Origin of the sequence: Flavobacterium sp. 40-81 (assembly GCF_001898245.1) — a bacterium.
Classification (GTDB): domain Bacteria; phylum Bacteroidota; class Bacteroidia; order Flavobacteriales; family Flavobacteriaceae; genus Flavobacterium; species Flavobacterium inviolabile.
Genome location: NZ_MKTM01000019.1, coordinates 52,863 through 78,030 on the forward strand (window position 1 = coordinate 52,863; position 25,168 = coordinate 78,030).

Annotated in this window: 26 protein-coding genes; 14 read left to right on the forward strand and 12 right to left on the reverse strand. The window is 38.5% G+C overall.

Annotation, left to right across the window (positions count from 1 at the left end):
• Positions 1-42 precede the first annotated feature (42 nt).
• A complete protein-coding gene (locus tag BGO42_RS06185; RefSeq protein WP_273246640.1) occupies positions 43-705 on the forward strand; it encodes a class I SAM-dependent methyltransferase in 663 nt (220 codons plus the stop codon).
• A gap of 15 nt (positions 706-720) precedes the next feature.
• Here BGO42_RS06185 and ettA read toward each other — a convergent pair whose 3' ends face one another.
• Positions 721-2,415, reverse strand: coding sequence for an energy-dependent translational throttle protein EttA (ettA, locus tag BGO42_RS06190; protein WP_177734629.1), 1,695 nt, complete (start codon positions 2,413-2,415; stop codon positions 721-723).
• A gap of 591 nt (positions 2,416-3,006) precedes the next feature.
• Between ettA and BGO42_RS06195 the strand changes: the two genes are divergently transcribed.
• From BGO42_RS06195 to BGO42_RS06210, 4 genes are all read left to right on the forward strand, one after another.
• Positions 3,007-3,870: a CsgG/HfaB family protein gene (locus BGO42_RS06195; RefSeq protein WP_273246641.1), complete on the forward strand. Its 864-nt coding sequence runs from the start codon at positions 3,007-3,009 to the stop codon at positions 3,868-3,870.
• A gap of 4 nt (positions 3,871-3,874) precedes the next feature.
• Positions 3,875-4,738, forward strand: a complete 864-nt coding sequence (locus BGO42_RS06200) for a DUF6175 family protein (protein WP_273246642.1) — start codon at positions 3,875-3,877, stop codon at positions 4,736-4,738.
• A gap of 2 nt (positions 4,739-4,740) precedes the next feature.
• The gene (locus BGO42_RS06205; protein WP_273246643.1) at positions 4,741-5,637 is read left to right on the forward strand and encodes a hypothetical protein; all 897 of its coding nucleotides are present in this window, start codon (positions 4,741-4,743) and stop codon (positions 5,635-5,637) included.
• A 229-nt stretch (positions 5,638-5,866) separates the two neighbouring features.
• Positions 5,867-6,082: a class I lanthipeptide gene (locus BGO42_RS06210; RefSeq protein WP_177734636.1), complete on the forward strand. Its 216-nt coding sequence runs from the start codon at positions 5,867-5,869 to the stop codon at positions 6,080-6,082.
• A 220-nt stretch (positions 6,083-6,302) separates the two neighbouring features.
• On the opposite strand, the gene BGO42_RS06215 is transcribed toward BGO42_RS06210, so the two are convergent.
• From BGO42_RS06215 to BGO42_RS06235, 5 genes are all read right to left on the reverse strand, one after another.
• A complete protein-coding gene (locus BGO42_RS06215) occupies positions 6,303-8,585 on the reverse strand; it encodes a cation:proton antiporter (protein ID WP_273246644.1) in 2,283 nt (760 codons plus the stop codon).
• Positions 8,586-9,203: 618 nt separating this feature from the next.
• Positions 9,204-9,683, reverse strand: a complete 480-nt coding sequence (locus BGO42_RS06220; RefSeq protein ID WP_273246645.1) for a MarR family winged helix-turn-helix transcriptional regulator — start codon at positions 9,681-9,683, stop codon at positions 9,204-9,206.
• Entirely contained in the window at positions 9,683-10,177 is a 495-nt protein-coding gene (locus BGO42_RS06225; RefSeq protein ID WP_273246646.1) for a GNAT family N-acetyltransferase, read from the reverse strand. The genes BGO42_RS06220 and BGO42_RS06225 overlap by 1 nt, the downstream gene beginning before the upstream one ends.
• 345 nt (positions 10,178-10,522) lie before the next feature.
• A complete protein-coding gene (gene mqo, locus BGO42_RS06230) occupies positions 10,523-12,100 on the reverse strand; it encodes a malate dehydrogenase (quinone) (RefSeq protein ID WP_273246647.1) in 1,578 nt (525 codons plus the stop codon).
• Positions 12,097-12,351, reverse strand: a complete 255-nt coding sequence (locus BGO42_RS06235) for a hypothetical protein (protein ID WP_177734641.1) — start codon at positions 12,349-12,351, stop codon at positions 12,097-12,099. The genes mqo and BGO42_RS06235 overlap by 4 nt, the downstream gene beginning before the upstream one ends.
• Positions 12,352-12,563: 212 nt before the next feature.
• On the opposite strand from BGO42_RS06235, the gene BGO42_RS06240 reads away from it, so the two are divergent.
• The 5 genes from BGO42_RS06240 (at position 12,564) to BGO42_RS06260 (ending at position 15,432) form a co-directional block, all read left to right on the forward strand.
• Complete coding sequence (locus tag BGO42_RS06240; protein WP_273246648.1) at positions 12,564-12,980, forward strand: GNAT family N-acetyltransferase; 417 nt, start codon at positions 12,564-12,566, stop codon at positions 12,978-12,980.
• A 150-nt stretch (positions 12,981-13,130) separates the two neighbouring features.
• Entirely contained in the window at positions 13,131-13,544 is a 414-nt protein-coding gene (locus tag BGO42_RS06245; protein WP_273246649.1) for a hypothetical protein, read from the forward strand.
• A 121-nt stretch (positions 13,545-13,665) separates the two neighbouring features.
• Positions 13,666-13,995 (forward strand): YegP family protein, encoded by a 330-nt coding sequence (locus BGO42_RS06250; protein ID WP_177734643.1) that lies wholly within the window; start codon positions 13,666-13,668, stop codon positions 13,993-13,995.
• A 179-nt stretch (positions 13,996-14,174) separates the two neighbouring features.
• On the forward strand, positions 14,175-14,681 hold the full coding sequence (locus tag BGO42_RS06255; protein WP_273246650.1) for a GNAT family N-acetyltransferase: 507 nt from the start codon (positions 14,175-14,177) through the stop codon (positions 14,679-14,681).
• Positions 14,682-14,790: 109 nt separating this feature from the next.
• Positions 14,791-15,432: a hypothetical protein gene (locus BGO42_RS06260; RefSeq protein WP_273246651.1), complete on the forward strand. Its 642-nt coding sequence runs from the start codon at positions 14,791-14,793 to the stop codon at positions 15,430-15,432.
• Positions 15,433-15,546: 114 nt separating this feature from the next.
• Here BGO42_RS06260 and BGO42_RS06265 read toward each other — a convergent pair whose 3' ends face one another.
• Both BGO42_RS06265 and holA read right to left on the reverse strand, forming a co-directional pair.
• Positions 15,547-15,729 (reverse strand): CAL67264 family membrane protein, encoded by a 183-nt coding sequence (locus BGO42_RS06265; RefSeq protein ID WP_177734646.1) that lies wholly within the window; start codon positions 15,727-15,729, stop codon positions 15,547-15,549.
• 63 nt (positions 15,730-15,792) lie between these two features.
• Positions 15,793-16,797 (reverse strand): DNA polymerase III subunit delta, encoded by a 1,005-nt coding sequence (gene holA, locus BGO42_RS06270; protein WP_177734647.1) that lies wholly within the window; start codon positions 16,795-16,797, stop codon positions 15,793-15,795.
• A 55-nt stretch (positions 16,798-16,852) separates the two neighbouring features.
• Between holA and BGO42_RS06275 the strand changes: the two genes are divergently transcribed.
• The 3 genes from BGO42_RS06275 to BGO42_RS06285 all read left to right on the forward strand — a co-directional run bounded on the left by BGO42_RS06275 (position 16,853) and on the right by BGO42_RS06285 (position 19,226).
• Positions 16,853-17,299: a type I restriction enzyme HsdR N-terminal domain-containing protein gene (locus BGO42_RS06275; RefSeq protein WP_273246652.1), complete on the forward strand. Its 447-nt coding sequence runs from the start codon at positions 16,853-16,855 to the stop codon at positions 17,297-17,299.
• Between the two features lie 14 nt (positions 17,300-17,313).
• Positions 17,314-18,303 (forward strand): glycosyltransferase family 2 protein, encoded by a 990-nt coding sequence (locus tag BGO42_RS06280; RefSeq protein ID WP_273246653.1) that lies wholly within the window; start codon positions 17,314-17,316, stop codon positions 18,301-18,303.
• A gap of 83 nt (positions 18,304-18,386) precedes the next feature.
• The gene (locus BGO42_RS06285; RefSeq protein ID WP_177734650.1) at positions 18,387-19,226 is read left to right on the forward strand and encodes an OmpA/MotB family protein; all 840 of its coding nucleotides are present in this window, start codon (positions 18,387-18,389) and stop codon (positions 19,224-19,226) included.
• 209 nt (positions 19,227-19,435) lie between these two features.
• Here BGO42_RS06285 and BGO42_RS06290 read toward each other — a convergent pair whose 3' ends face one another.
• Genes BGO42_RS06290 through BGO42_RS06300 form a run of 3 tightly spaced genes read right to left on the reverse strand, consistent with a single transcriptional unit; the run spans position 19,436 to position 22,581 of the window.
• Positions 19,436-20,056 carry an L-threonylcarbamoyladenylate synthase gene (locus BGO42_RS06290; protein WP_177734651.1) on the reverse strand — a complete coding sequence of 207 codons (621 nt, stop codon included), beginning with the start codon at positions 20,054-20,056 and terminating at the stop codon, positions 19,436-19,438.
• Between the two features lie 24 nt (positions 20,057-20,080).
• Positions 20,081-20,230 (reverse strand): hypothetical protein, encoded by a 150-nt coding sequence (locus BGO42_RS06295; protein ID WP_177734652.1) that lies wholly within the window; start codon positions 20,228-20,230, stop codon positions 20,081-20,083.
• 11 nt (positions 20,231-20,241) lie between these two features.
• Positions 20,242-22,581 (reverse strand): ATP-dependent helicase, encoded by a 2,340-nt coding sequence (locus tag BGO42_RS06300; protein WP_273246654.1) that lies wholly within the window; start codon positions 22,579-22,581, stop codon positions 20,242-20,244.
• A 156-nt stretch (positions 22,582-22,737) separates the two neighbouring features.
• Between BGO42_RS06300 and BGO42_RS06305 the strand changes: the two genes are divergently transcribed.
• Positions 22,738-23,256 carry a DUF7935 family protein gene (locus BGO42_RS06305; protein WP_177734654.1) on the forward strand — a complete coding sequence of 173 codons (519 nt, stop codon included), beginning with the start codon at positions 22,738-22,740 and terminating at the stop codon, positions 23,254-23,256.
• Positions 23,257-23,340: 84 nt separating this feature from the next.
• Here BGO42_RS06305 and BGO42_RS06310 read toward each other — a convergent pair whose 3' ends face one another.
• Positions 23,341-25,086 (reverse strand): hypothetical protein, encoded by a 1,746-nt coding sequence (locus BGO42_RS06310; RefSeq protein ID WP_273246655.1) that lies wholly within the window; start codon positions 25,084-25,086, stop codon positions 23,341-23,343.
• Positions 25,087-25,168: the final 82 nt, after the last annotated feature.

Genomic DNA, 25,168 nt, shown 5'->3' on the forward strand with positions numbered 1-25,168 from the left:
CTGTTTGGTCACTCTTATTTTTATGGTTCTAAAAAACAACCTATGAAACCCCTACAACCAAATGAAACAGGCAGGCAGTTACGCAAACCGGAAGGTGAAAACGGCATTACTGTCGGGAATGATATGAATACATCCAACAAACAACTTTACCTGGATTTATTTGCCCTGCTGGAAATTCAGGAAAACGATCACATACTGGAAATCGGTTTTGGCAATGGCAGGCACTTTCCGGAGTTTTTTAAGCCACACACAAACGTTACTTTGTACGGTCTGGATTATTCGGATGTAATGTGTGCCGAAGCGGCTAAAAATAACGCCGAACAAATCACTAAACAGCAAATAAAGCTGCAATGCGGCGATGCCAAAGACACATTCTATGCCGAAAATCAGTTTGACAGTATCGTTGCGTTGAACACGATCTATTTCTGGGAACCTTTGCCGGATTACCTCAACGCGATATACCGCATTTTAAAACCGGGCGGAAAACTGTATATCGGCTACCGTCCGGAACGGGCACTTGCCGGTGTGGATTTTGTACAGGAAGGTTTTTCACTATACAATGAAGCTGTTTTAAACGGCCTATTGGAAAAAACAGGTTTTGAAATTGAGCGGGAAAACAAGAACTGCTACGCTAAAAAAACCATTACCGGAAAAGATATCACCATTGTAGACATTATAACGGTATGCATAAAAAAAGAGGCTTAATAAGCCTCTTTTTTATTATCCTCTGATCAGTTTTTTATACTTGATACGTTTTGGCGTTAAATCACCACCCAGACGTTTTCGCTTGTTCTCTTCATATTCTGTAAAGCTTCCTTCAAAGAAATATACCTGAGAATCGCCTTCAAACGCTAAGATATGCGTACAGATTCTGTCCAGGAACCAACGGTCGTGGGAAATCACCACGGCACATCCTGCAAAGTTCTCCAAACCTTCTTCCAAAGCACGAAGTGTGTTGATGTCCAGATCATTCGTTGGCTCATCCAGTAACAATACGTTTCCTTCTTCTTTTAAGGTCATTGCCAAGTGCAGACGGTTACGCTCTCCTCCGGAAAGTGTCGATACTTTTTTGTTCTGATCACTACCGCCAAAGTTGAAACGGGACAAATATGCTCTTGAGTTTACCTGACGGCCACCCATCATGATTAACTCCTGTCCGTCGCAGAAATTCTCCCAGATGGATTTATCAGGATTAATATTCGAGTGTGACTGATCCACATAGGCGATCTTAGCTGTTTCTCCAATTACAAATTCACCGCTATCCGGTTTTTCTTCACCCATGATCATACGGAAGATGGTCGATTTACCGGCACCATTCGGACCGATAATCCCTACAATTCCCGCTTGTGGCAAGGTGAAGTTTAAATCTTCATATAATAGTTTGTCCCCAAATGATTTTGCTACATTTTTAGCATCAATCACATTGGTTCCTAAACGAGGACCATTCGGGATGTAGATTTCTAATTTCTCATCCAATGCTTTTTGATCTTCGTTCAATAATTTATCGTAGTTCTGTAAACGCGCTTTCTGTTTGGTCTGACGTCCTTTGGCTCCCTGACGTACCCAGTCAAGCTCACGTTCTAATGTTTTTCTGCGTTTTGAAGCAACTTTTTCTTCCTGCTCCATACGTTTTGATTTCTGATCCAACCAGGAAGAATAGTTTCCTTTCCATGGAATACCTTCACCTCTGTCCAGTTCTAAAATCCATCCGGCAACGTTATCCAGGAAATAACGGTCGTGGGTTACGGCAATTACCGTTCCTGCATATTGTTGTAAGTGTTGCTCTAACCAAAGTACGCTTTCCGCATCCAGGTGGTTGGTAGGCTCATCCAGTAACAATACATCCGGCTGCTGTAATAACAAACGGCATAAAGCCACACGGCGGCGCTCTCCTCCTGACAATACTTTAATCGGGGTATCCGGCTCCGGTGTACGCAAAGCATCCATCGCGATTTCCAGTTTGGTATCCAGTTCCCATGCTCCTACTGCATCGATCTTATCCTGAAGTTCCGCCTGACGGTCCATCAGCTTCTGCATCTTATCGGCATCTTCATATACTTCCGGTAAACCGAACATATCGTTGATTTTATTGAACTCATCCAGAATTGCTACCGTTTCGGCAACACCTTCACGAACGATTTCAATAACCGTTTTGTTTTCATCCAGTTGCGGCTCCTGCTCCAGATACCCTACAGTATAATTTGGTGCAAAAACAACATCACCCTGGTAGTTCTTATCAACTCCGGCAATAATTTTTAATAAAGACGATTTACCCGAACCGTTTAAACCTAAGATACCAATTTTAGCACCGTAGAAAAAACTCAGGTAAATATCTTTTAAAACCTGCTTATTCGTGCTGGAGTAAGTTTTACTTACCCGCGACATCGAAAATATTACTTTCTTATCGTCTGACATATTATAATGTGTTTATTGTCTATTTTGAGCACAAATATAGCTTTAAAAAATGGATTTATGATATTTGATTTACGAGGTTTGAGGGTTGATTTGTGAGGTCTGATATTTGAGGTATGAAGGAACTTCTAAGAAGCATCTTCTTATATAATACCTCTAACCTCTTATTTCAGATTTGTGAGGGTTGATATTTGAGATATGAAGGAACTTCTAAGAAACACCTTCATATATCATACTTCTCACTTCTTATATTAGATTGACGAGGGTTGATATTTGAAGTACGAAGGAACTTCCAAGAAACACCTTCTTATATTGTACTTTTCCATCGTGCATTCATTTAGGATTCACCATTGTATATGCTTTAATCCATTATCTTAAAAAACACAAAGCATTCTAACTTCATTTAATCAATATTAACAACCTGGATATAAAATATTTCTTTACGGATTCCCGTAATAAAATCTTCAAAAAGTTTAGTCTATTTACAAACTAAATATTGCTCCTCAAATATTACAATAAATTATATGTTACTGAACATTTATTAATCCTTTACAAAACTCATAAATAATTATAAACACCTTATAAAAAAGAACAATGAAAAAAATTTACTTAACCTCAATTTCAATATTATTAACCCTTACGGCTTTTTCACAAACAAAAACCATTGTCGGAATAATGCCTTTTAATATTACATCTAACAGTAATAGTAATCGAAATAATTACATCCAAGATGTTAATGTAATTGCAATTCAAGATGCTGTCTCAAACGCTTTTTTAAATGCAAAAAGGTTTACGTTAGTTGAGAGAGAAAAAATGGCATTGATTAAAAACGAAAAAACAACTCAAAAAAGTGAGGACTATATTGATGGACAAACCGTTGAACAGTCAAAATCCATGGGTGCAAGCTATATAGTGACTGGCAATGTTTCAGAAGCATTATTTGAAGAAAAACAGAGTGAAATTAGTGGGATTAGCGGTTTTCCAATACCGAGCAGAAAAGCTAAAATTTCATTTAGTATTAAAATCATTGATGTTTCAACAGGAGAAATCATGGCTTCTGAAAAATTTTCTGCAGAGGGAAAAGGAAAGAATGGTTACGATGATGCTTTAAAAGCTATTAAGCCAAATATTGAAAAATTCATAAAAGACAATTTTAAAATTATAGCTTCAATAGCAAATATCGAAGAAAAAAACTCTTTAAATGAAGCTACTAAGGTTTTAATTTCTGGTGGAACTGGAATTGGATTAAAACCACAAACCACTCTAAAAGTTTTTGAATTAACCTCTTTAATGATTGATGGAAAAAAGATCCCTAGAAAAAAAGAAATCGGACAAATTGTCGTTGAAAAAGTAGAAGACGAGAACTTTTCAATCTGTACCGTTATTAATGGTGGTGGAGCTATTTCAACAAAATCCGAAGCTGGTGTAAATCTAAAATGTGAAATAACTACCGAATAAATTTATGAAAATAATAATATCACTTTTTATTGTTGTGTTATCATCATCAATAAATTTTGCTCAGACTATAATACCATTACCCAAAATAATGGTAATTCCCTTCACAAAAGATGGAGAAGATTTAAGAACAATTTTAGATGAAAATATTAATAGTCGGATTGCTATTACAAAAATCAAAGAGGGTTTTGATACTCGTGGCTACACTACTGTTGATTTCGTTGGTAAATTGAAATCTGCAAAAGACAATCAAATATTTACTTCGGATAACCAAAATGATATTAAATCTAAAATAATTGAAATGGCAGGTTGTGATATTTATGTAGTTGCAGAGGTTGATACAAAAAGTGATAACGCTGGCACTAGTGCCAGTGTTATTATTTCTTCCTATGATACTTCAACGGGTAATTCTCTTTCTAACAAAGTTAGTAATTCTGGGAAATTTGAAACAGGCGATATTGGTAGACTAATTTCAAAAGCTGTGGATAAATGTATGGAAGAGTTTATCGCTACAATAAATTTAAAATTTACTGATATTATTAAAAATGGTCGTTCAATATTGATAGATTTTTCTTTTGCAGAAAACTCAATCTATAATATGGCAAGCCCTATTGGTAATGATGAATTGGCTCTATCTGACGTTTTAGAGGAATGGTTTTCCTCTAATTCTTTTAACAATAATTATCATATTCAAGGAACAACTAATTTAAAAATGATCTTTGACGACGTTAGAATACCATTTAAAGATAAAAATCAAAATAATTATTCCCCAAATAAATTTGCGCTTGAAATTTTTAAATATTTAAAAGAAATTGGTTTAAATCCAAGTAAAGAAATAAAAGGAAGTACAGTCTATCTAACAATCAACTAATTATGAATAATATTTTTTTATTACTATTAATAATTTTATCCAGCACTTGTTATGCTCAGAATACAGATTTTACTATTGGTTTAATTCTTCCTAATCAAAATGGAAAAATAAATGAAAATCATATAGCAAAATTGGAAAGTAAACTTTCCAATTTGATTGACAAATCTGGAGTTGTAACGTATGGTTATAACAATGATTTTGTTATTTTTCCAATAATCAACATTGATGATATAAATGTGATTCAAGGTGGTCTAGAAAATATTACAATTATAACAATTGACTTAACTCTAAATATTAAACAAATTTCTTCAAGAAAATATTTCAATATTATTTCAAAAAAAATAAAAGGGAGCGGAAAAACGGAACAACTTGCAATAACAAATGCTTTTACATCAATAAAAAATACAGATAACGATTTGGTCAACTTTATAAAAAAAGGCAAAGAAAATATTTATGAATATTTCAATGAAAACTGTTCAAACATAATGATTAAAGCAGCAAATCTTTATACTAAACAAGATTATGTACAGGCGATTAGTTTACTGCAATCAATTCCAGAGACTGGAAATAATTGTTATTCAGAAGCTCAGAATAATGCAATTACATATTACAAAGGGTACCAATCTAAAATTTGCAAAGAAAATATTGCAAAAGCGAAATCTGAAATTGCGGCAAAAAGTTATCAAAATGCCGTTGAATTATTAAATATGGTTGACAGTAATTCAAACTGTTATTCGGATGCTCAAAAATTAATCAATCAAATTTCTGACAAAACTAAAAACACCGATGCACCAGAAGCAAATACAGAATTTACAATAATCTCTTTAATAGCAGAAATTACAAAAATGTATTATGAAAATTTTGTTGAAAAATCAGAATACAATTCCATTATTAAATAAAAACTCTATACTTAACTTAGTTACTATATTAGACAATACTAAATATCTGAAGGAACAATTAGATACTTATTCGTATATCATACTTCTTACATCAACCATTCACCACCCGCATACTGCCTTATTACAATAAAACAAAATAGGGCAAAATACCCTAAATAAGGGTAAGCAGTTATTATTTAATTAGCTACTTTTAAAATCCTTAAAAGAACAACCCTAAAACAATTATATAATGAAAAAGCTTAACCTTAAAAAGAAAGTAATTTCTGTGTTAACAGATAGCGAAAAAGGCGCTATTAAAGGTGGTGGTGTAGGTCCTGCACTACCGTATACTTATACACAATCTGTAATGATCTGCATTGACCCGATGGGTCCGCCGGAACTTACCCGAGCAATCGGTTGCGAAATACCGGTATTAACCAAAGACTGCGATCCTATACAGCCATAAGGATAAAGCTAACTACCAGCCTTTTACAACATAACAAAACACCCTGCTGATTTAAAACCAACAGGGTGTTTTTATTTACGCATTAGTAAGATGGTAGTGTTTTTTTAAGGTTGATATTAGAAGTGGGATTTATGAGGGTTGATATTTGATAGTTGAAGTACGAGGTAGCTTCTAAGAAACACCTTCATATATCATACTTCTAACCTCTTATATCGAACTTCTATACCGTTTTTTCATCAGCGATAATCAAAGTCGATGGAATTTCAGACAACCACGGTTTTTTAGATTCCAGCAATCTTTTCCAGCTTTCAGAACTGATCAGCATTAAATCCTGCTCTTTCAGGAATTCTTTTTCAACAACCTGTTCTTTTTGCAGCATGATATGGCTAGGGGCTACCTGCTCTATTGCTCTGATTTTTTCTTTGGTTTCGGCATCATTCTTTATTTTGCCTTCAATATCCAATATGATTACCTGCGCACCGGAATTGTGAATCAGCTTCTGGGCATAATTAATCAGGTAATTATCCTGTGTTGTAAACAACGGAATAAAAATACGTTCTGCTTTTACAAAGTTTTTATCGATAAAGATGCCAACCGGAACACGGGATTTCGACAAAATATGCTTGGTTCCTTCATCAAAAATAGCGTTGTCAAAAATATTCTCTTTTCCGGTTACCGTGTTCAATAACTTCTCCGGGTTGATGATTCGCGTAGTAAATCCTAATAATTTCCCCAGCAAACTTCCTTCATAAATGGATTGTCCTAAGCCAATTAACAGCAAGTCATAATCCCCTTTATTGACAACATTAGTGATTTCATTGTCAATATCGGCTGAAGCCTTAAACATCGTTGTCACCTGTCGGTTCAGCGTTTTCGACTCTTCAATTACTTCTTTAAAGCTAACCGTTTCATATTCTTCCGTATCATAATGGTGCAGCTCATTCGTCGGTGCGATGTGCATAGCCGTTAGCTCCGAATTGTCCTGTAATTTTTTCGTCAGACTGTCAGCCAGTTTGAATAAGGTTTTCCCAGATTCCGGTTTCCCGAATGACAATAGTATTTTGTATTGACTTAACGTTTTCATATCCTGCGGCACTTCTTCCTCTTTGGACTTAAAAATCCAGTTGATAAGGTCTAAAGTAGGTCCTGTCATAAAAGTAGTTGCCAATGCCATGATAACCATCATCGAGAATAATTGCGGACTCAATACGCCCAGATCATACCCGATATTCAGTACAACCAGCTCCGTTAATCCTCTGGTATTCATCAGGGCACCGATTGACAAACTGTCTTTCCAGTTTTGCCCGACAAATTTTGCGGCAAACGTACTGCTCACAAATTTTCCGATTACGGCTACCAGGAAGATCATTCCGGCAACTTTCCATAAATACGGATCGTTCAACAATCCTATTTGTGTTCTTAATCCAGTGAATACAAAGAATAACGGTAATAAAAGTACCAACGCAACATCTTCAACTTTTTCAATAAACAGGTTTCTGAATTTGATGTTTTCCGGCATGATCGCTCCGGCAATAAACGCTCCGAACAAGGCATGAATACCGATTACTTCTGTAGCATAAGCCGAAATGATCAGCGTTAAAAAGAAAATAGCTACTATCGGCTTGCTTAAACTTTCCTTTGTGGAATATAAATCTCCGATTCGTTTCAGGAACGGACGCACTACTTTTAGCATAATGCCCACATAAACCAATGCCATTACAATAGTGTACAAGGCACTTTCAAACGAACCGGCTTTTACAATCGCAATAACGGCTGCCAATATACACCAGGCCGTAATATCATCGGCAGCGGCACAGGTAATAACAATAGTTCCCAATCGGGTTTTATGAATACCGCGTTCCTGTACAATTCTTGCCAGTACCGGGAAAGCCGTAATACTCATCGCAATTCCGGTAAATAATCCGAAAGAAGCGAACTGTACATTCGCCGGAGCAAACTGATCGTAAATAAAATAAGCCAGTCCCATCCCTAAGGCAAAAGGGATAATAATACTGGCATGACTGATTACAACTGCATCATGGGCTTTGTTTCGCAATATCTTCATATCGATTTCCATCCCCACGATATACATAAACAGTATCAGTCCTATCTGACTCAGGAATTGCAGGTTTCCTAATGACTGAGCCGGGAATAAGGTTGCGGAAAATTCCGGGAAATACATCCCTATTAACGAAGGTCCCAACACAATACCAGCAATCATTTCTCCGATTACCGCTGGCTGCTTCATTTTTATACAGATCCATCCGAATAGACGGGCGACAAAGATAATCGTGATAATCTGTGCCAGTAAAAGCGCCAACGGATGTTGTAAATTATGAACAAAAGAGTCTACAAATTCAGCCCATTGTGCCTTATCGGATTGGGGAACGGTGATGTTTCTTCCCACTTCCAGTTTTGCTCCCAATAAAATAATCCAATACATTAGCACGGAAAATCCGCCAATGATACTGACGTAAAAAATACTGTTTCTAATTTTTTTCATTCGTTACTTTTTTATTTATGCTTCCATTATCTGCCGTTTATAATAAACCGCAGTGCAAAAAAAGAAAGTATATCCCTGCAAAAAAGCTTGTGTGAAGTATAGCACACAAGGAATGTAATAAGTCCGGGAAATAATGTAACGATATGGTTAAATATGAGGTTTGATTTATGAAGTTTGATTTATGAAGTTTGATTTACGAGGTATGATATTTGAAGTACGAAGTATCTTCTAAGAAACATATTCGTATATCATATTTCTAACCTCTTATATTGAATTTACAAGGTAAGATATTTGAGGTTTGAAGTAACCTCTATGATGCACATTCGTATATCGTACTTCTAACTTCTTATATTAATTTATGAGGTATGATATTTGAAGTACGAAGTATCTTCTAAGATACACATTCGTATATCGTACTTCTCACTTCTTATACTGAAAAGGGTTTATATTTGAGGTTTGAAGTAACCTCTAAGAAACACCATTCATATATCGTACTTCTAACTTCTTATATTGAAGAGGGTTGATATTTGAGGTTTGAAGTAACCCTTAATATATCATACTTCTAACCTCCTACATCTTGCCTTTTGCCTTTTGCCTTTTGCCTCTTGCTTTTTGCCCTTACTTCCCCTCTTTCAACTGCATCGCCCTTTGTAAAAAACTCTGATTGGCTATTTTACTTTCGGCTTCGTTGATGGCTTTTAATAAATTGTTCTGATTGTCGGCTATTTCATTCAGCGCCGTACTGATAACCTCCCAAACGGGTTTCATTTCTTCTATAAGCGCCTGTCCTTTTGCTGTGAGCAGAATCAGGCGTTTGCGTTCGTCTATTTTGTCCTTTTTAGAACGGATCAGCTTTTGTTTTTCAAGTTCTCTTAACAGGCTTATTGTTGACGGATGGGTATAGCCAATTTCGTTCGCTATTTCCACTACACTCAATACTTCTTTATGATGAAGCGTATAAATAACCGGAAACCATTTGGGTTCAAACGCAATACCGAAAGCCTTATACACTAAGGCGCCGTCTTTACGCAACTGTTCACTAAGACGCTGTAGTCTTGTGGATATGGCTAAAATACCCGATTCATCAATAATATTCATTATACCTGATTTAGCGTTAAATGACAAAATACATTATCGGTACTCATTAACGGAAATTGTTCCGGCAGTGCTTCCTTTTCAATACGGACAAAATGGTTACGTTCGTAAAAACGTAAAGCTGCTTCCAATATTGAAACGGTTCCCAAATATAAGTGTTCTATACCATTTTCTTTGCTATAGGCAATTAAGATCTCTAATAATTGCTGGGCAATCGCCAGCTCTTTACCTCTGTATTCCTTTTTAACAAACATTTTCCGGATGGCACCTTCTTGATCGGCATATTTTACCAAAGCAATAGTGCCTACCAGTTCCTCACCGATAAAAGCACCCCAAAAGCACCCGCCATTAGTATAATAAAAACGGTCAATCGCCAGCAAATCCGGCTGATCTTCTAAAGTAATGGGAACGTTAAACTCCTTTTGCTGAATGCTTAAAATCAAATCGACAGCAGCAGCTGAATATTCGTTTTTTATAGGTTTAATAACTGTTTTCATAGTATTTTTATTTACAATACAAAACTACGTAGTTGAATACATATATTACATTATTTTAAGTTGAATTTAACGTTTTTATAAAGAATTGATAAGTGGCAATTAGCAAAGGGCAATTAGTAAAAGGCAAAGGGCAAAAAAATAAAAAAAAGCAATTACCAACCTTGTAGTGATACATAAAGTTGGTAACTGCCTGATTATTGATTTAAAAATTCTTATACCTTGCTTTTTGCTCCTTGTCTCTTGCTTTTTGCTTTTTCTCCACCATCAAAATTGCTCCTTGCCTCTTGCCCTTTGCTACTTCCTTTTCTACACCATCAAAATTGCCCCTTGCCCCTTTGCTTTTTGCTACTTCCCATCCTCCGCAATCTCTTTCCAGACAATTCCCAGTGTTTCACAGTTCTTTTGTCGTATTGCATTTGCTAACGGGATATTATCGGATAGTTTTTGGCCATAGGACGGAATCATTTCTCTGATTTTCAATTGCCATTCCGGTGTTTTGAGTTTTTCGGCATAACATTTTTCGATGACTTTCAGCATAATCGATACCGAAGTTGAAGCCCCGGGAGAAGCGCCCAGTAAAGCCGCCACACTTCCATCGGAAGCTGTAACTACTTCTGTTCCGAATTGCAGAATACCGCCTTGTGTAGACTGGTCAATTTTAATAACCTGAACCCGCTGTCCGGCAATTCGAAGATCCCAGTCTTCCATTTTTGCTTTGGGGAAATACTCTTTTAAAGCGGCCATACGTTGTTCGGGTGTTAAAACAACCTGTTCCAGCAAGTACTTTGTCAGCGGGACATTGTCCAGTCCGGCTTCCAGCATCGGGCGGATATTATAAAAATTAAAAGATTCCGGAAGATCAGTCCAGGTACCGTTTTTCAGGAACTTCGGCGTAAAGCCGGCAAAAGGTCCGAAAAGCAGCTCTTTTTTGCCGTTGATGATACGGGTGTCCAGATGCGGCACCGACATAGGCGGAGAACCAACCGAGGCCATACCGTAAACTTTAGCCTGGTGCTGTGCAATAATCTCAGGATTGTTACACACCAGCCATTCTCCGCTAACCGGAAAACCGCCGTAGCCTTTGGCTTCCGGGATATGTGTTTTTTCAAGCAGCGGCAATGTCGCACCACCGGCACCAATAAAAACAAAACGGGCGTTGATGGTTTTCGTCTGATTGGTAGTCAGGTCTTTTACATAAACCTTCCAGGTACCGTCTTTATTCCTTTTAAAATTAGTCACCTGATGATTCACTTTCAGGAATGTTTTGGCAGACCTGGTCAGATTTGCCGTCAGTTCCTGCGTTAGTGCACCATAATTAACATCGGTACCAATATCGATTTTGGTTGCCGCGATTTTTTGGGAAGCATCCCTCCCATTCATAACCAACGGAATCCATTTGCTGATTTGCTCCGGATTATCCGAAAACTCCATCCCGGTAAAAAGCGGTGCTTTTTGCAGCGCCAGAAACCTCTTTTTCAAATAGGTAACATTCTTCTCACCGGTTACAAAACTCATGTGTGGCGTGGGATTGATAAACGAATGCGGCGGACCAATTTTTTTAGCCCGTACAAGATAAGACCAGAACTCTTTTGAAATTTCAAAAGACTCGTTAATCTCCACAGCTTTATGAATGTCTATCGTACCGTCACTCAATTCCGGTGTGTAGTTGAGCTCACACAAAGCGGAATGCCCCGTACCGGCATTGTTCCATGCAGCCGAACTTTCCTGTCCGACGGCATCTAATTTTTCATACATCGCTACCGACAATCCGGGATCCAGTTCTTTTAACATGGTTCCTAATGTTACACTCATAATCCCGCCACCCACCAAAACAACATCTGTTGTTTCACTTTCGCTGTCTTTTTTATCCGCACAGGAAATCAATACAACAGCGCTTACGAAGTAGATCAGGCACTTTTTCATCGGTTGCTGATTTCAATTAAGATGTTTATGATTTTGGCAAAAGCATATAAAAACAGGAAAATCAGGAATCCTGCAATAAATGTAAAAGCCGGTAATATCCAGGCGCCAATGCCTCTGGGAGTAAACAACAGATAACCGGTACCGATAATTGTTCCAAGCGCTACCAGCCAGGCAAATAACGCGAATATGGACGATAGGATTTTAAGTGTTTTTTGTTGCTTTTTGATGTCATTAGTAGTCGTTGTTTCCATAATTTTTATTTTTTAGGGGTAAATAATTCAAAATAAAATAGTTAACAGTGACTTAAAGATAAAAAAATAACAGCATATACTTGTTATTATTAATCATATTATCCCTTTACAACTGTATAATCGCAGTTATTACTTTTTGATTTATCTTTATCCGGCTGCTTTTAACAGCATATACTCCAACCATTCTTAAACAAAAAACTTTCCAGAGTGCCATGAAATACAAAGCCGTTTATCAGGACGTTAGTCCGGAAACCTATATCCATCTTCGCGTGTCCAGCGGATTAAGCCCTAAAACACCGGAAGCCGCCGAAACAGGATTGCGTCATTCGGTGTGCAGTGTGGTCATTATGGATACCGAAAACGATAACCAGGCTGTCGGGATGGGACGAATTATCGGTGACGGTGCCTGCCATTGCCAGATTGTGGATATCTGTGTATTGCCGGATCACCAGAAAAAAGGATTGGGCAAACTGATCATGCAGCAGTTAAAAGCTTTTATTGACGAATCACTGCCTGCTTCCTGCTATATCAGTCTGATTGCCGACGGTGATGCTTACCGTTTATATGAACAATACGGTTTTCAGGAAGTCTGGCCGGCTTCGCGGGGAATGGCCTTTCTGAAAAAGTAAACAGCTATCCTCAATACCGCAGATTCCGTTAATTACAAAATATTCAATCCTTATTACATATTTTAATTAACCTATAACAGGATCAAAATCTTCTTTTTCCTGAAGCGCTAAATTCGCCCCCGCTATCGAATAATACAGCATTTTAAGAAAATGAAGAAAACTATTTATTGCTTCCTGTTTGCAATCGCTTTTATGTGTCCGTCTGTAAACGCCCAAAACAACGAGCCTAATACCAATCCAAGCTCCAAAATTGGCTTTTCCCTGTTTGAAGGTACTGTAATTGCCGGTTATGTAGACAAAGGAGCTTACTTAAATTTCGTCGGTCCGAATATCAGTTATACAAACGGAAAGTCAAAGTTATTATTAGGAATGCTTCCATCACTACGTTTTAAAGAAGACCATTCCGAACCTAAAAATGCTTTTGTTACGCCAAACTTAGGCGCCGGATTAACCTATTGCTATGGAAAAATTGCCCTACAGCTTCCGTTTTATTACAATGCCAAAACCGCCACACAAAACGGAAAGTGGAATATGGGAATCGGTATCGGCTACCGTTTTAAGTAGTCTTTCAAGCAGTCCATTATCCTTTTCCCGTTGTTTATTCACGATCACTTTTACGGAAACCCGTAAGGCTTACCGCTAATTCCGGAGTAATCTTGTTCCTCATAACATTAAAAAAATAACAATGGGAAAATTTGAAATTAAAAAAAGGATCAATGGGGAATTCCAATTCAATTTAAAAGCCGCTAACGGGCAAATTATTCTTACCAGCGAAGGGTATACAACAAAATCCGGATGCCAGAACGGGATTAATTCCGTAAAAAACAATGCGCCGTTAGATTCCCGTTACGACCGGAGAACGGCAACAAACGGAAAATCCTATTTTAATCTGAAAGCAGCAAACGGTGAAATAATCGGTACCAGCCAAATGTATGAAAACGCCAGCAATCGTGATAACGGAATTGAATCGGTAAAAACGAATGCACCAACAGCCGAAATAGCAGATTTGAGTTAATCGCCAATAATTGTAAAGCCATCTTTTTAAGATGGTTTTTCTTTTTTACCTGTCGGCTAATCATAAACAATTATTTTACAAATATCACACACATTATTATATTTAATAAAAAAATCACAAATTTCACTACAATAATCCTATTTATCTTACATTAGCATTCCAACTCAATCTGTATAATTATGATTATTGCAACTAGTACCTTTCAGGATATAGACACTATCTTTCAGCTGTATGAAGCCGGAACCGACTACCAGAAAAGTGTCGCCGAAAAACACCGGAAAGGTTTTGAACGCGGATTGGTCGAAACCGAAATCCGGGAAAACCGCCAATGGAAAATGATAATTGGCGGTGAGATTGCCTGTGTATTTGTGATTACCTATAATGATCCGTTTATCTGGCAGGAAAAAGACCGGGATCCGGCAATTTATATTCACCGCATCGCCACCAATCCGCAGTTTCGCGGCAATGGTTTTGTTAAACATATCGTAGCCTGGGCAAAACAGTTTGCTAAAGAGAACGGAAAAGAATACATCCGCATGGATACCGGAAGCGGTAACGACAAACTGAACAATTATTATATCCAGTGCGGTTTCAACTATTTAGGCGTTTTTGAATATCCCGCCACAGATGATCTGCCGGAACATTATAAAGACGGTTCTTTCAGCCTGTTTGAGATAGTGGTCTAAAAACAGTAAGGATTACGCTCCTTTTTATATCTTCGTTTCAGAAAGAGTTCAAACTGAAATACCCAGCAACTGCATGACCAACCGATTGTTACTGATACTACTATGTTTTATGGCACTGCCTTCATTTGCCCAGCTGCAGCATGGACTTCACGGCCGTGTAAAAAGTACCCGGGAGCATTCATATCGCCCCAAATTAATAAACGATCAATGGGAAAACGGAGCTGCCCATACAGAAGGCAACCAGTTATTTTTATTTGATGAAGAAGGTAAATATACCGAAATGGTCGTTACCGATAGTTTAGGCACTATCATTATGAAACTGGTTCCTTCCTATAAAAACAATAAAATTGGAACTGAAAAAATCTATGATCGCGATGGTAAGTTACTGCAGACCATAACGATGACTTGGCTGTCGCCTACCATAGTGGAATCTGTTAATAAGGATGCCGATGGTAAAAAAATCAATGAAGGAAAAACAACATACCGGAATAACCGGGTACAGCATGTCTCCTATCGGGTCTATAAAGACAATATTGTTACCGGGGAATTTTCAGCGGTATTGACTTACAATACAGACAATCAGTTATTGTCGCATAAAACAACCGATTCAAAAGGAGTAATCACTTCTTTTAAAGAGTACCGGTATTTAGCTTTTGACCGTTCAAACAACTGGACCAAAATGCTGGTTTACGACGCTAAAAGCGACAAAAATCCGGAAACAATTGTAATCCGCCAATTGGATTATTATTAGCTTTTCGTTATCCGGTAATGCAAAAAACAAACCCGAAACAAGTAACTCGTTCCGGGTTTGTTTTTTATATAGAATAGCGCTACATTAACGCTTATCGGATTTCTTATTATGGTTTTACACTCTTCCTTTAAGGGCGTTAAAAACCCATGCATTCGCCAAAAAGCCAATTCCTACCGCTGCGAATCCCCAGCCTGAAACTTCACTGTATCTGAAAATTCCCAAGCCAATCAGTAAAAATCCCATGATAACCATGATTAACGTTGCCCATCCTAAGATGGTATTTTTATTCATTCCCATAATCTTTTTTATTTTGAACGCCAAATATCGTAATAATATCAGTGTGGTAGCGTTTATGAAGTGTTAATTAAAAATCTTAACCAGCATCTCTTTCAGTAAATCATGCTGCGGTAACGCATTAGCACCCACCCCTTTACTTTTCACGTCCACATCACGCAATATCGCTACGATCTGACTCACTTTTTTCATCGGGTAATTCTTAATCGCCACATCGTAATCCTTCAAAAAATACGGATTTACTTTTAAAACTTTCGCCACATTAGCCGGATTTTTATCTTTCAGTCCGTGGTATTGCAATAACTGCGAAAAGAAGCCAAACACTAATCCGGTCGTAACAACCAAAGGATTGTCTTTTGGATTTTGTGCAAAATAATCGGCTATCTGATAGGCTTTCAGCTGATTCTTTTCCCCTATGGCTTTCCGCAATTCGAAATTGTTGTAGTCTTTGCTGAAACCGATATTTTCTTCAATGACTTTTGGCGTGATCGTACTTCCTTTGGGTAAAATGATCGCCAGTTTGTCCAATTCGTTGGAAATCTTACTTAGATCAGTACCTAAAAATTCCACAAGCATTGCTGCCGCCTTGGGTTCAATCTGATAGCCTTTCCCGGATAAAACGCGTTTTAACCAGTCGCCTACCTGATTTTCATATAGTTTTTTACTTTCAAAAACCACTCCGGCCTTATCCAGTACTTTGGTCACTTTTTTACGCTTATCCAGCGTTTTGTATTTATAACAGATTACCAAAACCGTTGTAGGCTGCGGATTCTCGGCATAACTTTCCAGTTTGTCGATGGTCCGGGATAATTCCTGTGCTTCTTTTACAATCACCACCTGGCGGTCCGCCATCATCGGGTAACGCTTCGCATTTGATACAATCTCTTCTACCGTCACATCGCGTCCATACAAAACCATCTGGTTGAAGCCTTTTTCATCTTCCGATAAAATATTATCTTCAATATATCCTGCCAGCTTATCGATATAATACGGTTCTTCTCCCATCAAAAAATAGATAGGTTTGATGTCGCCTGCCTTTATATCCTTTATGATTTTTAATACTTCGTCCAAAATAGATTCTTTAACAGTTGTCGGGAAATTAAAAACTTCAAATTATATTTGTACTATGCAAAAATTGAATTTTCCGCCCTATTCCTTCCGGTTCAAAAATAGTGAAAATAAAGTGGCTATTTTTGATGAGATTCGTAAAAAATTTATCCAGCTCACACCGGAAGAATGGGTACGCCAGCATGTCGTTCAGTTTTTACTACAGGAAAAGAACTATTCCAAATCTTTTATCAACGTAGAGAAAGTCATCAAAATTAACGGTTTAACCAAACGTTACGATGCGGTAGTGTTTAAACCGGACGGTTCGATTTTCCTGTTAGTAGAATGTAAAGCTCCCGAAGTAGCCATTACACAAGGCACTTTCGACCAGATTGCCCGGTACAATATGGTGCTGGCGGCCGATTATTTAATGGTGACCAACGGACTAAATCATTATTTTTGCCGGATGGATTATGAAAAACAAGAGTATCAGTTCCTTCGGGAACTGCCCGATTTTATATCCTAAATAAAGCGTATACTTTGAAAAAAACAGCTGTAGTCATATTAAACTGGAATGGCGTAAAATTACTGGAACAGTTTTTACCCTCCGTGATCCACCATTCGCCCGAAGCGACTATCTATGTGGCCGATAACGCCTCAACCGATACGTCCGTTGCTTATGTAAAAGCGCACTTTCCTACGGTAAAAATCATTAGCAACAGTCGCAATTTTGGCTTTGCCGGAGGCTATAATGAAGCCCTGAAACAGGTAGAAGAAGAGATTTATGCGCTGGTAAATTCCGATATTGAAGTAACGGAGAACTGGCTGCAACCGATACTTGCACTTTTTGAGCGGGAACCGCAAACAGCGATTATCCAGCCGAAAATACTGGATTACAAACAGAAAACACATTTTGAATATGCCGGTGCTGCCGGCGGTTATATTGACAAATACGGCTTTCCATACTGCCGTGGCCGCATCTTTGATACCGTTGAAGCCGATAAAGGTCAATATGACGACATAACCGAAATTTTCTGGGCATCCGGTGCCTGTATGTTTATCCGGAAAAATATTTTCCGGGAATTAAACGGTTTTGATTCCGATTTCTTTGCCCACCAGGAAGAGATCGATTTGTGCTGGCGTGCTTTTAACAAAGGCTATACGGCAAAATACTGCGGTTTTTCTACCGTATACCACGTGGGCGGCGCAACGCTGAATACCGGAAATCCCCGTAAAACATTCCTGAATTTCAGGAATTCCCTGTGGATGATGACTAAAAATTTACCCAAAAAGCAATTGTTCCCTACCCTTTTTATCCGGTTATCGCTGGATGGAATTGCCGGAGTGCGCTTTTTTTTTCAGGGAAAATTCAAACATACCTGGGCTATTCTAAAATCACATTACTACTTTTACCTGTTCATTAACAAGTCATTACAAAAAAGAAGTGCCGTTCAGTCTGAAAATTATTATCGGAACAGGTCAATAGTTTATCGCTATTACTTAAAAAATGGCAGGTTTTTTGATAAATAAGATTTAACATTAGTTTATCTTTTTAAACTTTAACCCGCAGTAAAATCTTAGTAAATTTGTAATTCCTATAAATTCATCATTTTATGAAAAAAATCGTTATTGCCCTTTCAGTACTTGCAATCACTTTGACATCTTGTGGTTCAAAGAAAAAAATTGCATCATTAGAAGAAGAAAATAAAAAAATTCAGGACCTTTTAAACACGTGTACCGTTAAGTTAAATTCTTGTTTAACTGAAAAAGACGCTATGGCGGGACAACTTGACTTTTTAAAGAAAAACAACTCCGATTTAATTAATAACATGGGGAATTTGACCACTTTATCTTCAAAAGGTGCTCAAAACCTGGAAAAATCTTTGGAAAGTCTTAAAGAAAAAGATTTAAAAATTACCCGTCTTCAGGATGCGTTAACGAAAAAAGACAGCGTAACGCTTGCTATCGTTACCAGTTTAAAAAGCTCGGTGGGTATCAGCGATCCGGACATCCAGATCAATGTAGAAAAAGGAGTTGTATTCATCTCTATTGCCGATAAATTATTATTTAAAAGCGGAAGCTACGTAGTGAGCGACAGAGCAAAAGAAGTTTTAGCTAAAGTAGCGAAAGTAGTTAACAGCAAACCGGATTTCGAATGTATGGTTGAAGGACACACGGATAATGTGCCTATCAAAAATGCCGTATTAATTGACAACTGGGATTTATCTGTTAAAAGAGCTACCTCTATTGTGAGAGTATTACAGGAAGATTTGGGTGTAAATCCAAAACAATTAATCGCTGCCGGAAGAAGTTTCTATGTGCCTTTAGCAGATAATGACACGCCTGATAACAGAGCCAAAAACAGAAGAACAAGAATTGTTGTCCTTCCAAAAATCGATCAGTTCTATGATATGATTGAAAAAGAAATGAAAAACATGGCTGGTAAAAACTAATTGTTTTTAACACCATCCCTATAAATAGAAAAAGCAGGTCCGAAAGACCTGCTTTTATGTATCCCTAATTTTTTTTAATAACCAATTAAATATTTAAATTAAGAATAGCACTTTGTATAGCTGTTTATAACGATTTGGCTTAATTTTTCTTACGCTAAGGTATGATATATTATCGTATAAACAAAGATTTTGCCAAAAAACAAAAATAACTACAACACATCCAGACTACCTTTTCCTTCACGGATAACTTCCGGTTCACTGCCTGAAAGATCAATCACCGTGGAAGCGGTATTATCTCCATAGCCACCATCTATTACCGCATCGACCAGGTTCTGCCATTTCTCAAAAATCAATTCCGGATCGGTGGTATATTCAATAACCTCATCGTCATCATGAATGGATGTCGATACGATCGGGTTCCCCAACAAGCGAACAATATCCAGGGCAATAGCATTGTCGGGCACCCGGATACCCACAGTATTTTTCTTTTTAAATTCTTTCGGCAGGTTGTTATTACCGGGAAGAATAAAGGTGTATGGTCCCGGTAAAGCGCGTTTTAATATTTTAAAGGTAGCCGTATCGATTTGCTTGACATAATCGGAAATATTGCTCAAATCACAGCAAACAAATGAAAAATTGGCTTTATCCAGTTTGATACCTTTAATCCGGGCTATCCGCTCCAAAGCTTTCGAATTGGTAATATCACAGCCCAATCCATAAACCGTATCGGTTGGATAAATGACTAATCCGCCATCTTTTAAAATTTTCACAACCTTGGCAACAGCTGCCGGATTGGGATTTTCTGGGTAAATTTTAATAAATTCTGCCATGCTTATAGCTTTTACGGTTAAACATTATCGGGGCTTATCGTTGTGTTCTTTATTTTTCTGCTTCATTCGTTTGAAATAGTAGAACAATAAAAGGCCTAACCCAAAAAACACGGCTGTTATAACAACCTGCCAGATGAGTAATCCTGTTGCATCATGTTGTGTTGCTGTTTCCATTTTTTATAAATTTACCCTATTACATCCAGTTTCGCAAAACGCAGCAATAGTTTTTTAATTCCGCCTACTTCAAATTTAATTTCCGCTTTTTTATCAGCTCCAACGCCTTCCAGGTTCAGGATCTGTCCTTTTCCGAACCGGTCGTGCATAACCATATTCCCTACATTCAGGGCGTTATTGGCCAGATTGGCACTTCCGGAAGTTGGTACATTACCCGAAACCGGTTTCAGCTTACGGATATTTCTATCCATTTTCGGTTCCTCGTTATCCGTTATATATTTGGGTGGCGTTCCGGCAATCGGTTTTGCCAGTCGCAGTTTGGATTTGTCCACATCGCCAAAAATATCGGCATTAATTGTCGGTTTATAACGGTAATTGGTTTCCACCGGTGTTAAATATTCCAAATACTGGCTGTCTATTTCTTCAATGAATCGGGACGGCTCGCTATCAACCAGTTTTCCCCAGCGGTAACGCGATTGCGCATAGGTCAGGTAAGCCTGGTGTTCTGCCCTGGTTAAGGCTACATAAAACAACCGGCGTTCCTCTTCCAGTTCACTACGGGTATTCATACTCATCGCACTCGGGAACAGGTCTTCTTCCATCCCTACAATAAATACGGTTGGAAATTCCAGTCCTTTTGCCAGGTGAATGGTCATTAGCGCTACACGGTCGTCATCGCCGGTATCGTTATCCAGATCCGTAGCCAAAGCCACATCTTCCATAAATTCCGATAACGCACCACGGGCTCCGTCTACTTCTTTCTGTCCTTCAATAAAATCCTTGATACCGCCCATCAAAACTTCGATATTCTCAATTCGGGCAATACCTTCAGGCGTGCTGTCTTTTTTCAGTTCCTGGATCAATCCGGTCTTTTTGGCAACATAATCGGTTAGATATAAAGCATCCTGGGTTTCATTAATTACCTGGAAGCTTTTAACCATCGTTACAAAATCCTTTAGTTTGCCTTTGGTTCCGGAGTTTAGTTTTAAATCAATTTTATCAATATGTTCCATTACTTCAAAGATGGAACGTTTGTAATGATTCGCCGCTATGATTAATTTTTCTACGGTCGTACCGCCAATTCCCCTTGCCGGATAATTGATAACACGTACCAAAGCTTCTTCGTCTTTCGGGTTGATAACCAATCGAAGGTAGGACAATACATCCTTGATTTCCTTACGCTGGTAAAATGACAATCCTCCGTAAATACGATACGGAATATCTCTTTTACGGAGCGCATCCTCCATTGCCCGGGATTGCGCATTGGTACGGTACAGAATCGCAAACTGATTGTTGTTCATCTGATGCTGCATCTTTTGCTCAAAAATAGTACCGGCTACAAAACGTCCTTCTTCACCATCGGTTAAACTGCGATGGATTTTTATTTTTGGTCCAAAATCGTTTGCCGTCCAAACCACCTTATCCAGTTTGGTCTGGTTTTTATCGATAATGGTATTCGCGGCTTCCACAATGTTACGGGTAGAACGGTAATTCTGTTCCAGTCGGTAGGTGTTTACGCCCTCATAATCTTTCTGAAAGTTTAAGATGTTGTTGATGTTCGCCCCACGGAAGGCATAAATACTCTGCGCATCATCCCCTACCACACAAATATTCTGGAAACGGTCGGACAACGCCCGCACAATCAGATACTGAGAGTGGTTCGTATCCTGGTACTCATCCACCAGTATATAGCGGAAACGATCCTGGTATTTCATTAAAACATCCGGAAAACGCGTCAGTAATTCGTTTGTTTTTAATAGTAAATCATCAAAATCCATCGCGCCCGATTTAAAGCAGCGTTCAACATAGTTCTGATAGATTTCGCCCATACGCGGTTTTTTACTCATCGCATCGGCTTCCTGTAATTCCGGATTGTTAAAGTAGGCTTTAACGGTAATCAGGCTGTTTTTATACGACGAAATCCTGCCCAAAACCTGTTTGGGTTTGTACACGTCTTTATCCAGCTGCATTTCTTTGATAATCTGTCCTATCAAACGCACACTGTCCTGAGAATCATAAATGGTAAAATTGGAAGGATATCCCAGTTTGTCGGCTTCACTACGCAGGATTTTAGCAAAAACCGAGTGGAATGTTCCCATCCATAAGTTTTTGGCTTCGCTGTTTCCAACAATGCTGGCAATACGCACTTTCATTTCCTTTGCGGCTTTGTTTGTAAAGGTTAAGGCCAATATGTTAAACGAATCAACTCCCTGGTGCATCAGGTAAGCGATACGAATGGTTAATACTCTGGTCTTCCCTGAGCCCGCTCCGGCAATCACAATCATAGGCCCGTCTTTCTGTAAAACCGGCGCACGCTGGGCTTCGTTAAGCTGATCAATATAATTTTGCATGGTGATAATATCAAACTTCAAAAATACTACTCATTACGCTTTATTACAATTAATTTACGATAGTTTTTTATTTTGCGTGTTTATTTCTTTATTCGTTTATTTGTAACGCTTTGAGCCGATTTTTAATTCTAATTTTAAAATATTCCCGATCATACTATGGACGCAACCAAAATCGTCGAATTATTAGCATATACTGTTCCTGCAATCATTACCGGTGGTGTAGCTTATTATTTCTTTAACCTGCACACCCAAAATGAAGAAGGACGCCGTCGTTTTTTATTACACAAGGAAGCTCAGAAAAGTGCCCTTCCGATTCGTTTACAGGCCTACGAGCGCATGACCTTGTTTTTAGAGCGAATCAATCCGGCAAAATTACTGGTGCGTATTGCTCCGATTACTTCCGATAAAAATGATTATGAAAGCTTGCTGATCCACCATATCGAACAGGAATACGAACATAACCTGACCCAACAGATTTATATCTCCGAGGAAAGCTGGAATATTATCCTGACCGCAAAACACACTACTATCCAGATTATCCGAAAGGCATCTATGGGTGCTGAAAATGCGAATAAACTGCGTGAAATTATTTTAAGTGATATGATGGAAAAACAATCGCCAAGTTCGGTAGCCTTGTCGTTCCTTAAAAACGAAGTGGGCGAATTGTTTCGCTAAACAGCATTTATCACTGACCTTAAATAAAAAAGACTTTTCAAATGCATGAAAAGTCTTTTTTCGATTAAAATAACAAACAAACAATTAATTATCTCTGATCACGTGGGCTACCCCCGTAATCGTATGTGTGACCGCCGGATTCATATTATCCGGATAGGTTCCGTTAAACGTAAGGTCTATATATTGTCCTACAGCTCCAAAATTACTCAGGTTAAAAGAAACCGTATTGGAAATCTGTGAAGAGATATAGTTTCCGGGTACTCCTTCAACGCTAAAATTGGTAGTTGTATAGGTTCCCGGCACATTGGTATTACCCCAGATATAAATTCCGGTATTAACGCCATTGCCGTGTATGTTCAGTCCGTTAGGTGTATAGGATGCTCCCAGGTTTGTCAATATGTAAACCGTTGGATCATTATCAACCTGATAGGAAATAAATTCCGTCACCGCATTACAGGCGACAATATTACCAATGTTCGTTACCGGGCTGGTAAACGTATAGGTGATGTTACCCGTTGTCTGTAAATTATCATAATCCGATCCTTCTAAAGAAAAGTTCACTGTAGAAGTACCGCAAACCAGCGTGTTAAAGCTAAAAACACCGTTTGTAATCATGGCATATTGCGGCTGATTTCCGTAATTTAAAATAACATAACCGTTTGTCACAGCGGCATTGCTGCAATTCACCAGATTCCCCTGTATCTGCGTGGGCATTACTCCCGGATTGTTAACAACAACCGTCGGCAAGGTTGTATTGCCAGAGAAAGGCCCTATTGGTGTTGAACTGATTATTCCGCCGCAGTTATCGTAAATAACCATCGTTAAGCTTTCGTTTGCCGGCACCAGTCCGCAAACCTGTCCGTTCGTATTGGTTGTTCCCATAACCGGATACAAGTTCCCGCTTCTGATAATGCCAACCTGAATACTGGACAATGGGTTACCATTAGCATCTTCCAAAGACACACACATTGAAATTACCGGGAATTGGGCATCGCAGTTCCACCATGAAAAATGGGAAACATTCCCTACATAGGTATTGCCTTGTTTGGTTGCACTTCCTTCCTGGATCCAATAGCCTTTGGCATTATCAAAATGCCATAGCGGAATCGTTGCCGGAGCGGAAGCCAGCTGGCTGTTGTCTATTTTCATGACCATTTGCGCGGTATGTCCGCTGGCAATTTGCAGTTTCTGACCGGCACTGCCCCGTAATTCCACATTAAGCATTCCCAGTGTTTCCAAAGCTTTTGCGTTGCCGCTCTCGTCCTGGGCAAATAAAGTTCCCGGCATTAGGCTGCTTAAATTAGCATCAGACGGCAGTAAATGATACATTGAGACACTCACAGTGCCGGAATAGGCCGCACCGTTTGCATCCTGAAAAGCACCGTCAAAAACAACTTTCGTTCCGGAAGCAAGCGTTACTTCACTCGCCGCACCGGAAGCAATAACCTGAACCGGCTGCAAAGGCAGCATCATGATTTTTACATTATTATTCCCGTTAGTAGGAACCATCGTACGCGAGCCGTCTACATAACCGGCTTTTTGCGCAGTGATATACGCAAAACGTTCGTAAACCGCAGCCGATTTAATGATAAACACTCCGTTACTGTCTGTTTGAGCAGTTGTGCTTCCTATTTTTACATTTACGCTTTGAATAGGATTGTTGTTAACGTCTACTATCTGTCCGATAAAATCACGGGAAACCTGATTTCCAAAATTACCGGAGATATTACCACCTCCGGAACTGCCTCCTTCATAAGTACTTTCAGATTCACATCCGATCGTCAATAGCATGGAAGCCAGTACTACCATTAAGAGTTTGATTTTATTCATAAGCTTGTTGTTTAGTGTTGTTACCTTATAGATACCATTTGTCCGTATTAGTTGCGTAAACAAATCGCATTTTTTAATATTT

Bases quoted from the DNA above. Each gene is read 5' to 3' on its own strand.
- ettA (WP_177734629.1), bottom strand. From the start codon at position 2,415: ATGTCAGACGATAAGAAAGTAATATTTTCGATGTCGCGGGTAAGTAAA.
- BGO42_RS06260 (WP_273246651.1), top strand. From the start codon at position 14,791: ATGGCACTGCCTTCATTTGCCCAGCTGCAGCATGGACTTCACGGCCGT.
- BGO42_RS06265 (WP_177734646.1), bottom strand. From the start codon at position 15,729: ATGGGAATGAATAAAAATACCATCTTAGGATGGGCAACGTTAATCATG.
- BGO42_RS06275 (WP_273246652.1), top strand. From the start codon at position 16,853: ATGCAAAAATTGAATTTTCCGCCCTATTCCTTCCGGTTCAAAAATAGT.
- BGO42_RS06225 (WP_273246646.1), bottom strand. From the start codon at position 10,177: ATGAAAACAGTTATTAAACCTATAAAAAACGAATATTCAGCTGCTGCT.
- BGO42_RS06220 (WP_273246645.1), bottom strand. From the start codon at position 9,683: ATGAATATTATTGATGAATCGGGTATTTTAGCCATATCCACAAGACTA.
- BGO42_RS06305 (WP_177734654.1), top strand. From the start codon at position 22,738: ATGGACGCAACCAAAATCGTCGAATTATTAGCATATACTGTTCCTGCA.
- mqo (WP_273246647.1), bottom strand. From the start codon at position 12,100: ATGAAAAAGTGCCTGATCTACTTCGTAAGCGCTGTTGTATTGATTTCC.
- BGO42_RS06205 (WP_273246643.1), top strand. From the start codon at position 4,741: ATGAATAATATTTTTTTATTACTATTAATAATTTTATCCAGCACTTGT.
- BGO42_RS06200 (WP_273246642.1), top strand. From the start codon at position 3,875: ATGAAAATAATAATATCACTTTTTATTGTTGTGTTATCATCATCAATA.
- BGO42_RS06245 (WP_273246649.1), top strand. From the start codon at position 13,131: ATGAAGAAAACTATTTATTGCTTCCTGTTTGCAATCGCTTTTATGTGT.
- BGO42_RS06240 (WP_273246648.1), top strand. From the start codon at position 12,564: ATGAAATACAAAGCCGTTTATCAGGACGTTAGTCCGGAAACCTATATC.
- BGO42_RS06210 (WP_177734636.1), top strand. From the start codon at position 5,867: ATGAAAAAGCTTAACCTTAAAAAGAAAGTAATTTCTGTGTTAACAGAT.
- BGO42_RS06195 (WP_273246641.1), top strand. From the start codon at position 3,007: ATGAAAAAAATTTACTTAACCTCAATTTCAATATTATTAACCCTTACG.
- BGO42_RS06300 (WP_273246654.1), bottom strand. From the start codon at position 22,581: ATGCAAAATTATATTGATCAGCTTAACGAAGCCCAGCGTGCGCCGGTT.
- BGO42_RS06310 (WP_273246655.1), bottom strand. From the start codon at position 25,086: ATGAATAAAATCAAACTCTTAATGGTAGTACTGGCTTCCATGCTATTG.
- BGO42_RS06215 (WP_273246644.1), bottom strand. From the start codon at position 8,585: ATGAAAAAAATTAGAAACAGTATTTTTTACGTCAGTATCATTGGCGGA.
- BGO42_RS06185 (WP_273246640.1), top strand. From the start codon at position 43: ATGAAACCCCTACAACCAAATGAAACAGGCAGGCAGTTACGCAAACCG.
- BGO42_RS06250 (WP_177734643.1), top strand. From the start codon at position 13,666: ATGGGAAAATTTGAAATTAAAAAAAGGATCAATGGGGAATTCCAATTC.
- BGO42_RS06285 (WP_177734650.1), top strand. From the start codon at position 18,387: ATGAAAAAAATCGTTATTGCCCTTTCAGTACTTGCAATCACTTTGACA.
- BGO42_RS06295 (WP_177734652.1), bottom strand. From the start codon at position 20,230: ATGGAAACAGCAACACAACATGATGCAACAGGATTACTCATCTGGCAG.
- BGO42_RS06235 (WP_177734641.1), bottom strand. From the start codon at position 12,351: ATGGAAACAACGACTACTAATGACATCAAAAAGCAACAAAAAACACTT.
- BGO42_RS06290 (WP_177734651.1), bottom strand. From the start codon at position 20,056: ATGGCAGAATTTATTAAAATTTACCCAGAAAATCCCAATCCGGCAGCT.
- BGO42_RS06255 (WP_273246650.1), top strand. From the start codon at position 14,175: ATGATTATTGCAACTAGTACCTTTCAGGATATAGACACTATCTTTCAG.